This is a genomic window from Intrasporangium calvum, from assembly GCF_028446585.1.
In the GTDB taxonomy this organism is placed as follows: domain Bacteria; phylum Actinomycetota; class Actinomycetes; order Actinomycetales; family Dermatophilaceae; genus Intrasporangium; species Intrasporangium calvum_A.
Genome location: NZ_JAPFQL010000030.1, coordinates 24,076 through 33,719 on the forward strand (window position 1 = coordinate 24,076; position 9,644 = coordinate 33,719).

A 9,644-nucleotide genomic window follows, 5' to 3' on the forward strand; every position below is an offset into this window, starting at 1 on the left:
GGATGGCCGTGCGCAGCCCACTGCTCGACCACCCCGGTGCCGTGGCCGGTGAGGGCACGGCCGCCGGGGTCGCCATCCACTACGGCGACCCGATGCGCGAGCAGCGCATCCTCGAGGAGGGCCTCGCCGTCGTCGACCTGTCGCACCGGTCGGTCCTGACCGTGACCGGTCCCGACCGGCTCTCCTGGCTGCACTCCCTGACGACCCAGCACCTGCTCGGCCTCGGCCCGCGCGAGTCCCGCGAGGCCCTGATCCTCACCCCGAAGGGGCACGTCGAGCACTCCCTGCACCTCGTCGACGACGGCGAGACGACCTGGATCACGACCGAGCCCGGGGCCGGGGAGGCCCTGCGAGTCTGGCTCGACAAGATGCGTTTCATGCTGCGCGTCGAGGTCGCCGACGTCACCGCTGACTGGGCGGTGCTGGGCGAGCCGCACGCTGCCGAGTCCGCCGAGGGGGAGCCGCTGGCCTGGCGCGACCCGTGGCCGGACCTCGTCGGTGACACGACCGCCTACGGCCCCGTCGAGGGACACCCCGGCCGGCAGTGGTCATGGCGCGAGGTCATCGTGCCGCGCGCGTCGCTGGAGTCGGCGGTCGCGGACCGCCCGCTCGCCGGGCTCTGGGCCGCCGACGCGCTGCGAATCGCGGCGTGGCGGCCGCAGCTCGGCGCCGAGACCGACCACCGCACGATCGTCCACGAGGTCGACTGGTTGCGCACGGCGGTCCACCTGCACAAGGGCTGCTACCGCGGCCAGGAGACCGTGGCGCGGGTGCACAACCTCGGTCGTCCGCCGCGCCGCATCGTCTTCCTCCACGTCGACGGCTCGGGGCACGTGCTGCCGGCGGCCGGCTCCGAGGTCAAGGCAGGCGACCGGGTCGTCGGGCACGTCACCTCGATCGCCCGGCACCACACCGACGGGCCCGTCGCGCTCGCCGTGGTCAAGCGCAACACCGACCCCGAGGCAGTCCTCCTCGTCGACGGTCTCACCGCAGCCCAGACGGTCATCGTCGCGCCCTGACTCCCGGGCCGCCTGGGTTGCTGCCAGGTCGGGAACCCCGGGGTTCCCGATGTGGCGTCAACCCGCGGAGCGCCCGCTGGCAGGATGGCGCCCATGACGACCGTCCCCGCTCGCAGCGCTGCGCGCACCCTGATCACCGTGGCCCCCACCGGGGCCGAGACCGCCAAGGCCGACGTCCCCGCGCTCCCGACCACCCCCGAGGAGCTCGTCGAGACCGCCGTGGCCTGCGAGGCCGCCGGTGCTGCGCTCATCCACATCCACGTCCGCGACGCCGACCACCAGCCGACGCTCGACCCAGTCCTCCTTCGTGAGGCCGTGGCGGGAGTGCGTGAGGCCACCGACCTCGTCGTCCAGCTCTCGACCGGGGGCGCCGTCACCGACCCCCTCGAGGCCCGGCTCACCGTCCTCGACGCCGACCCCGACTCCTGCTCGCTGACCTGCGGGACGACCAACTTCGGCGACGGCGTCTTCCTCAACCCCTGGGGTTTCATGGTCGACCTCTACCGGCTGGCCCAGGAGCGCGAGGTCGTGCCGGAGTTCGAGCTCTTCGAGCTGGGGCACGTGCACGCCCTGCGGCGCCTCATCGACGAGTGCGGCCTGCCCTACGGCGGCAAGGTGCACGTCGACTTCGTCATGGGCGTGCCGGGGTCGATGCCGGGCACCCCGCAGACCCTCATGGCAGCGCTCGCGCTGCTCCCCGCCGAGGTGACGTCCTGGTCGGCCACGGGCATCGGGCGCACGCACCTGCCGATCGCCGCGACGGCGCTCGCCGCGGGCGGGCACCTGCGCGTCGGCATGGAGGACAACCTCGTCTTCGCCAAGGGCCGGCCCGTCGGCCACAACCGGGAGCTCGTCGGGCGCGCGGCGGAGCTCGCCACCCTGATGCAGCGACCGGCGATGTCGACCTCGGAGGCGCGTGAGCTGCTCGCGATCAAGGACCGCCGCGCGCGTTGACCCAGACCCCCATCCCGTATGCCGCTGGGCTCGGCCCGCACTCGCGTGAACTCCGCGCGGGGCTGGGAGCCAGCCCAGCGGCATACGGCATTGGTGTCCTGGCCACAGTGTGTGTTCGGGTTCATGCTGCCCAGAGTTTGCATTCTGCTTGCTCTAGTTAGCACAATGGGGGTGTGAGCAAGCTTCCCGACCTCGGCGCCTACTTGCGTGAGCAGCGCGAGAACGCGCAGTTGTCCCTACGGCAGCTCGCCGACATGGCCGGCATCTCCAATCCCTATCTGTCGCAGATCGAGCGGGGCCTGAAGAAGCCCAGCGCCGAGATCCTCCAGCAGATCGCCAAGGGCCTCGAGGTGTCGGCAGAGTCGCTCTACGTCCGCGCGGGAATCCTCGACGAGCGGGTCCTCTCCCACGATGACCCGGCCGCCGCGCAGGACGTCCTCTCTGCCATCGCCGCCGACCCGGACCTCACGGACCGGCAGCGCGCGGTGCTCGTCGAGATCTACCAGTCGTTCGTCGGCCCGAAGGAGCGCCGGAGCAGGACGGCTCCCCAGACCAGTGGGAAGCGCACCGCGACCCAGAAGGAGAACTGACATGGCTCTCAACCAGCAGAAGATCAGCAAGGCCGTCAAGGACGCCCAGAAGCAGGCCGAGGCAGCGATCGCCGACGTGCGCGGCCAGCTCGACAACCGGCTCCCCGAGGTGACCGTCGACCCGACGCCGTTCTACGCGGTCGTCGGCGCGGCCAACATCGCCGTCGACACCGTCCGCCACGCGGGCGACCAGCTCGACGCCGCGGCCAAGCAGGCCCGCACCGTCGACCTGCGCAAGGGCGCGAAGAAGGAGGCGAAGCAGCTGCAGAAGGACCTCCAGAAGCGACTCGCCGACCTCCAGGCCCGCACCGTCGAGCTGCAGAAGGTCGCGGCGCAGTTCGCGGACCGCTTCGTCAAGGAGGCCACGGAGATCCCCGCGCAGGTCCTCAACCAGGGCCTCGTCATCGCGAGCAACGCCAAGGACCAGTACGACGCCGCCGCGGCTCGCGGTGAGCAGATCGTCGCCGACCTGCGCACCGAGGGCACCAAGGCCGCCGTCGGCCTCGCCGAGCGGTCCGAGTCGCTCGTCTCCCGTGGCCGCAAGGTCGCCAAGACCGCCCGCTCTGAGAGCGAGAAGGTCGCCCGCACCCTCGTCGACACCGTCGCCGACGACGCCGAGCGCGTCGCCGCGCAGGTCGAGTCGTCGGTCGAGGCCGTCGAGCAGGCCGCCGAGCCGGTGAAGGCCAAGCGGACACCCGCCCGCAGCGCCGCCGTGCGCCGCGCCGCCGCCCGCCAGGGTGCGGCCACGCGCAAGGCCGACCAGGTCGAGCAGACGACGACCCGCAAGGTCGCCGCCCGCAGCTCGGCTGCCAAGCGGTCCGCCTCCGCCGCTGCCCCGGCTGCGAAGAAGTCCACCACCACGAAGTCGGCCACGTCGACGGCCCAGAAGGCCACGACGACGGCGAAGAAGGCCGGCTCCACCGCGGCCAAGAAGGCTCCGGCGAAGAAGTCCGGCAGCTGACGAATCAGACACCGGGCCGTCACCTCACCGGGTGGCGGCCCGGTTCTGCTGCTGCGGCATACTGCGGGACGTGCCCGACCACCTCTCCGCCCACGCCGCCCACGCCGCCGGCGCCCCGGCCTCCGCTCCGTCCCTCGTCCCGCCCGGCCTGACGACAGCCCCCGTGGTGGCGCACGTCGTCCGCGGCGGCTTCGTCGAGTCGATGCATCACGGGCTGGCCGTCGTCACCCGACCCGACGGCACGGTGGACCTCGAGATCGGCGACTCGTCGACCCCTGTCTTCCCCCGGTCCTCGTCCAAGCCGATCCAGGCGCTCGCGATGGCCCGCCTGGGACTCGACACCGACGGCGCCCTGCTCTCGCTGGCGTGCTCGAGCCACTCCGGGGAGGACTTCCACATCGAGGGAGCCCGGGCCATTCTCGACCGGGCGGGTCTGTCGGAGTCCGACCTGCAGAACACGCCGGACCACCCCTACGACGAGGTCGAACGGACCGCGTGGCTCGCGGCCGGGCAGCCGAAGCAGTCGATCGTGCAGAACTGCTCGGGCAAGCACGCCTCGATGCTGCTCACCTGCGTCCGCAACGGCTGGGACACCGCGACCTACCGCGAACCCGACCATCCACTCCAGGTCGCCATCACCGAGACCGTGGCGGAGCTGGCCGGCGACCAGCCCGTGGCGTTCGCCGTCGACGGGTGCGGGGCGCCGATCCACGCGATTCCGCTGGCCGGTCTGGCCCGCTCCTTCGGCCGCCTCGCCGCCGCGACCGATGGGCCCGAGGCCCGGATCGCGAGCGCCATGCGCGGCTACCCCGAGTACCTCGGCGGCACCCGCCGCGATGTGACGGCCCTGATCCGAGCGGTGCCGGGGCTCATCGCCAAGGACGGCGCCGAGGCTGTCTATGCCGTCGGGTTGCCGGACGGGCGGGGCGTCGCCGTCAAGATCGCTGACGGCAGCTCCCGCGCTCGGTCGGTGGTGCTCGCGGCGGTGCTCCGACGGGCCGGCATCACGGACGAGGCAGCTCTCGCCGCCCTCGAGCACCAGCCCGTGCTCGGGCACGGCCGGCCCGTGGGCTCGGTCGTCGCCGTCGGCGTCTGAGGCGCCCGCGATGCGTGCCGTCCTTCAGCGGGTCACCGAGGCCCGGGTCGAGGTCGAGGGGGAGGTGGTCGGCGAGATCACCCGGCCGGGGCTGCTCGCCTTCATCGGCGTGACCCACGACGACGGCCCAGCGCAGGTGGAGCGACTGGCCCGCAAGATCGCCGAGCTGCGCATCCTTAGGGACGAGCAGAGCCTGACCGACGCCCGGGCGCCGGTGCTCGTGGTCAGCCAGTTCACCCTCTACGCCGACACCCGCAAGGGCCGCCGACCGTCGTGGTCCGCGGCCGCTCCCGGGCCCGTCGCCGAGCCGTTGGTCGACGCCGTCGTCGCTGCGCTCCGGGCGCGGGGGATCGAGGTCGCGACCGGGCGGTTCGGGGCGATGATGGCCGTCTCGCTGACCAACGACGGCCCGGTCACCCTCGTCGTCGACGCCTGAGCGCGGGGCGGCCCCACTGGGGGATGACCCGGAACGGTCCCGGATCGTGACCGCGCGGGCGATCTACCCTCAGGGACGGCAGTTAGGCTGCGAGCATGCAGCTGTTCTACGGCTTCCAGAACGTCGTCCTCCTCGTCATCGGCGCCGTCGCCTTCGGGGCGGAGATCTTCGCGTTCGTGGACGCCCTGCGACACCCCGAGCGCGCCTACCTTGCCGCAGGCAAGCGGACCCGCACCTTCTGGCTCGTCATCCTCGGGGCCGCCGTCGCCATCGGCTTCGTCACGATGTTCAACCCGCTCAACCTCTTCGGCCTGCTCGCCATCGTCGGCGCCTCTGTCTACCTCGCTGATGTGCGCCCGGCGCTGCGGCAGGTCCGTGGCATCGGTGGGTCGTCCAGCCGGTGGTGACCGGGACGCGGCACCACCTGGCCCGCGCCTGGGGCACACTGGGCACTCACGACCAAAGGGGAGAGCATGATCGAGCACCAGACCGCCGCCACGGTGACGGAGCAGCACGTGGGTGACGACGCGAGACGGCCGGCCCACACGCCGGACGACTACACGCTGGGTGACCGCAACCCGACCGACGACATCTTCGTCGCGGAGCGCCCTTGGGGTGCCTTCCAGCAGTTCGTCTCCAACGAGCAGGTGACGGTCAAGATCATCACGGTGCAGCCGGGCCACCGGCTCTCCCTGCAGCGGCATGACCACCGGGGCGAGATGTGGCAGGTCCTGGACGTGCCGATCGACATCACCGTCGACGACCGCACCTGGACGGCCGCGCCCGGCGAGACCATCTGGGTGCCGCGCGGCTCGACGCATCGCATGGGCAACTCGGGATCGCAGCCCGGCCGGCTCCTCGAGGTGGCGTTCGGCCACTTCGACGAGGGTGACATCGAGCGGCTCCAGGACGACTACGCCCGCTGATGGTGGCCTAGTGGCCTGGTGGCCTAGTGGCGGGGTGGCCCAGTGGCGGGTGCGACGGCGTCCCAGGCGACGGTGATCTCACCGAGCCGCCACCGCGCGGGGCCGTCCGTCAGGGGCCACCGCTCGGCGAGTTCTGCAGCCGTGGCCAGGAACCGCTGTCGGGCCCCCCACGAGGCGTGCGGCGCCTGCCGCGCCCACGTCTCGTCGAGGTCGGCGAGATAGGCGTGTACGGGCTCGCCGGGCACGTTCCGGTGGATGAGGACCTTCGGGAGTCGCTCCGCGACGTCTGACGGGCGGTCCATGCCGCGCAGCCGGAGCGAGATCGTCAGCGAGATGGGGCCGCTGCTGTCCACTGCCACCCACGTCGCCCGACGGCCCACCTCGTCGCAGGTGCCGTCGACGAGCAGCCCTCCCGGCGCCAGCCGACTCTGGAGCTGCGCCCAGGCCCCCGCGACATAGCTCTCGTCGTACTGCCGGAGGACGTTGAAGGCACGGATGACCATGGGACGGGCGCCGTCGAGCGGCACCTCGAAGCCGCCGCGTCGGAAGGTCAGCCCGGGGCGCTCGAGCGGCTTGGCGGCGGCCACGCGCTCCGGGTCGATCTCGATGCCGACGACCTCGACGTCCGGGCGGACGCGGCGCAGCCGCTCGTGCAGCTCGACTGCCGTGATCGGGGAGGCGCCGTAGCCGAGATCGACGACGATCGGCGCCGCCGTGCCGCCGCGCAGGCGCCAGGCCTGGGGTCCGGCCAGCCACCGGTCGCAGCGGCGCAGCCGGTTCGGATTCGTCGTGCCCCGCGTGATCGACCCGACGGGGCGAGCTCGGCCGGACACGGCGCGCAGCCTAACGGGGATCTGGAGCGAGACCGAGTCGTGGACCGCCATGACCACACTCTGGAATAGAGCCATTCACCGATGTGGTTGAGTCAGGGGACAGGGTGGAACGGGTCGAGCAGAAGGGCGCAGATGTCGGACGACCCCCAGCGCGTGGCGATGATCAGCGTGCACACCTCCCCCCTGGAGCAGCCCGGCACCGGTGATGCCGGCGGGCTCAACGTCTACGTCGCCGAGACGGCGAAGGAGCTCGCGCGCCGGGGCATCGAGGTCGACATCTTCACGCGTCGCACGACCGGCGAGACGCCGGTCGTCGGGGAGCTGGTCCCCGGCGTCCGAGTGGTGCACGTGACCGCCGGACCCTACGAGGGGCTGCCCAAGGAAGAGCTGCCCGGCCAGCTCTGTGCGTTCTCGGCCGGCATCATGCAGGTGGGGCTGTCCGTCCCCGAAGACCACTACGACGTGGTCCACACCCACTACTGGCTCTCCGGGCAGGTGGGATGGCTGGCCGCAGACCGCTGGGGCGTCGCGCTCGTCCACACCATGCACACGATGGCGCGCGTGAAGAACCTCCACCTCGCCGACGACGACACGCCGGAGCCACGCGGCCGTGAGATCGGCGAGGTCCAGGTCGTCGAGGCCGCGGACCGCCTCGTCGCCAACACCGAGGGCGAGGCCAACGAACTCATCGACCTCTACGACGCGCCGCCCCGCAAGGTCTCGGTCGTTCCACCGGGCGTCGACCTCACCACGTTCACCCCCGGCAGCAGGGCGGAGGCTCGGGTCGAGCTGGACCTCCCGGTCGACGGTGAGCTGCTGCTCTTCGTCGGCCGGATCCAGCCGCTCAAGGCTCCCGACATGCTCCTGCGCGTCGCTGCCGAGCTGCTCCGTCGCGAGCCCGAGCGACGCCGCCGGCTCACCGTCGCCGTGCTCGGTGGCCCGAGCGGGACCGGCCTGGCGCACCCCCACGGGCTGGAGGACCTGGCCGCCGACCTCGGGATCACCGACGTGGTCCGCTTCGTCAAGCCGGTCGAGCGGGCGGTGCTGGCGCAGTGGTACCGGGCCGCCGACCTCGTCCTCGTCCCCAGCTACAGCGAGTCCTTCGGACTGGTGGCCATCGAGGCCCAGGCCTGCGGCACCCCGGTCGTCGCCGCGGACGTCGGTGGCCTCCCGACGGCCGTCGGCGACGCAGGGGTCCTGGTCGCAGGCCACGACCCGTCCGCCTGGACCGACGCCGTCCAGGACCTGCTTCGGGACCCGGACCGCCGGTCAGAGCTCGGCCGCAGGGCGGTCGAGCACGCCAGCGGCTTCGGCTGGGACGCGACGACCGACCGTCTGCTCGCCGTCTACCGGCAGGCGATCCATGACCGGACCCACTCACCGATTGCCGAGGGCGAAGGTCTGGCCGGCGTGCCCCGGGCCGTCATCCCGTGACACGCCGCGTGGCGTCTCGCTGCCGGCCCCAGCCGCCTGTCGCCTGCCGCCTGACATGCTGGGTCAGTGACTGAGCGAGAGGGCGGGACCGCGAAGGCTGAGGGTCGGCTGACGGAGTACCTCCGGTCGGCGGACCTGGAGTGGGAGCTGGGCGGCCGCGACGGTGAGTACGTCGTCACGCTGCCCGGCGAGAAGAAGCTGCGCACCGTGGTCTCGCTCCTCGTCCGTCCGCGCACCACGAGTGTCTCCGCATTCGTCATCCGCAACCCTGACGAGAACCATGAGCAGTTCTACCGGACCCTGCTGCGCAAGAACCTCCGCCTCACCGGGGTGGCCTACGCCATCGACACGGACGGCGACGTCTACGTGCGCGGCGAGATCCCGACTGATGCCCTCGACGCCGAGCACCTCGACCAGTTCTTCGGGGTCGTCCTCGCTGCCAGCGACGAGGCGTTCAACGAGCTGCTCGCCCTCGGTTTCCTGGGGTCGATGAAGAAGGAATGGGCGTGGCGTATCTCTCGGGGGGAGTCGACCAAGAACCTCGAGCCCTTCCGGCACCTGCTCGAGGGTGACGCTGGACAGTCCTCCTGACGGTCGGACCGGCGTCGCTAGGCTGGCGGTCATGACCTACACCCTTGTCCTCGTCCGGCACGGCGAGAGTGACTGGAACGCCAAGAACCTCTTCACGGGCTGGGTCGACGTCGACCTGACGGAGAAGGGCCGGGCAGAAGCCGTCCGCTCCGGCCAGCAGCTCAAGGAGGCCGGCATCCTTCCGGACATCGTCCACACGTCGGTGCAGCGCAGGGCGATCACGACGGCGAACCTCTCGCTCGATGCAGCGGACCGGCACTGGATCCCGGTCAAGCGCAGCTGGCGCCTCAACGAGCGGCACTACGGCGCGCTGCAGGGCAAGAACAAGAAGGAGATCCTCGAGCAGTTCGGCGAGGAGCAGTTCATGCAGTGGCGCCGCTCCTACGACGTGCCGCCGCCGCCCATCGACGCCGACGACGAGTACGCCCAGACGGGTGACCCTCGCTATGCCGGCCTCGGCGATGCGATGCCGAGCACCGAGTGCCTCAAGGACGTCGTGGCGCGGATGGTCCCCTACTGGGAGACGGAGATCAAGCAGGACCTCGCCGACGGGCTGACCGTCATGGTCGCCGCCCACGGCAACTCGCTCCGCGCGCTGGTCAAGACGCTCGACGAGATCAGTGACGAGGACATCGCGGGGCTCAACATCCCGACGGGGATGCCCCTCGTCTACGAGCTCGACGAGTCGTTCGCGCCCGTGGCCCGCGGTGGGCGCTACCTCGACCCCGAGGCCGCCAAGGCGGCTGCGGAGGCCGTGGCCAAACAGGGCCGCTGACTCCACCCCCTCAATCGAAAGAGCAGTTC

The 9,644-nt window shown here is 71.7% G+C and carries 12 protein-coding genes; 11 read left to right on the plus strand and 1 reads right to left on the minus strand.

The genetic code is table 11. The features are described from left to right. Window positions 1–2 precede the first annotated feature (2 nt). From OO014_RS08545 to OO014_RS08580, 8 genes are all read left to right on the plus strand, one after another. Window positions 3–1,019, plus strand: a complete 1,017-nt coding sequence (locus OO014_RS08545; protein ID WP_272461875.1) for a YgfZ/GcvT domain-containing protein — start codon at window positions 3–5, stop codon at window positions 1,017–1,019. 93 nt (window positions 1,020–1,112) lie between these two features. Continuing rightward, window positions 1,113–1,973, plus strand: a complete 861-nt coding sequence (locus OO014_RS08550) for a 3-keto-5-aminohexanoate cleavage protein (RefSeq protein WP_272461876.1) — start codon at window positions 1,113–1,115, stop codon at window positions 1,971–1,973. 173 nt (window positions 1,974–2,146) lie between these two features. Next, the gene (locus OO014_RS08555) at window positions 2,147–2,563 is read left to right on the plus strand and encodes a helix-turn-helix domain-containing protein (protein WP_272461877.1); all 417 of its coding nucleotides are present in this window, start codon (window positions 2,147–2,149) and stop codon (window positions 2,561–2,563) included. Between the two features lies 1 nt (window position 2,564). After that, window positions 2,565–3,524 (plus strand): hypothetical protein, encoded by a 960-nt coding sequence (locus OO014_RS08560; RefSeq protein WP_272461878.1) that lies wholly within the window; start codon window positions 2,565–2,567, stop codon window positions 3,522–3,524. Window positions 3,525–3,594: 70 nt separating this feature from the next. Next, window positions 3,595–4,620 carry an asparaginase gene (locus OO014_RS08565; RefSeq protein ID WP_420485489.1) on the plus strand — a complete coding sequence of 342 codons (1,026 nt, stop codon included), beginning with the start codon at window positions 3,595–3,597 and terminating at the stop codon, window positions 4,618–4,620. Between the two features lie 10 nt (window positions 4,621–4,630). Next, a complete protein-coding gene (gene dtd, locus OO014_RS08570) occupies window positions 4,631–5,056 on the plus strand; it encodes a D-aminoacyl-tRNA deacylase (RefSeq protein ID WP_272461879.1) in 426 nt (141 codons plus the stop codon). 95 nt (window positions 5,057–5,151) lie between these two features. Then, complete coding sequence (locus tag OO014_RS08575; RefSeq protein WP_272461880.1) at window positions 5,152–5,463, plus strand: DUF2516 family protein; 312 nt, start codon at window positions 5,152–5,154, stop codon at window positions 5,461–5,463. A gap of 66 nt (window positions 5,464–5,529) precedes the next feature. Beyond that, window positions 5,530–5,982 (plus strand): phosphomannose isomerase type II C-terminal cupin domain, encoded by a 453-nt coding sequence (locus OO014_RS08580; protein WP_272461881.1) that lies wholly within the window; start codon window positions 5,530–5,532, stop codon window positions 5,980–5,982. Window positions 5,983–6,005: 23 nt separating this feature from the next. On the opposite strand, the gene OO014_RS08585 is transcribed toward OO014_RS08580, so the two are convergent. Beyond that, window positions 6,006–6,866, minus strand: a complete 861-nt coding sequence (locus tag OO014_RS08585) for a class I SAM-dependent methyltransferase (RefSeq protein ID WP_272461882.1) — start codon at window positions 6,864–6,866, stop codon at window positions 6,006–6,008. 81 nt (window positions 6,867–6,947) lie between these two features. Here OO014_RS08585 and mshA point away from each other — a divergent pair, with 81 nt between their 5' ends. The 3 genes from mshA to OO014_RS08600 all read left to right on the plus strand — a co-directional run bounded on the left by mshA (window position 6,948) and on the right by OO014_RS08600 (window position 9,615). Continuing rightward, complete coding sequence (gene mshA / locus OO014_RS08590; RefSeq protein WP_272461883.1) at window positions 6,948–8,249, plus strand: D-inositol-3-phosphate glycosyltransferase; 1,302 nt, start codon at window positions 6,948–6,950, stop codon at window positions 8,247–8,249. 66 nt (window positions 8,250–8,315) lie between these two features. After that, entirely contained in the window at window positions 8,316–8,840 is a 525-nt protein-coding gene (locus tag OO014_RS08595) for a YbjN domain-containing protein (protein ID WP_272461884.1), read from the plus strand. 31 nt (window positions 8,841–8,871) lie between these two features. Further along, entirely contained in the window at window positions 8,872–9,615 is a 744-nt protein-coding gene (locus tag OO014_RS08600; RefSeq protein WP_272461885.1) for a phosphoglyceromutase, read from the plus strand. Window positions 9,616–9,644 lie beyond the last annotated feature (29 nt).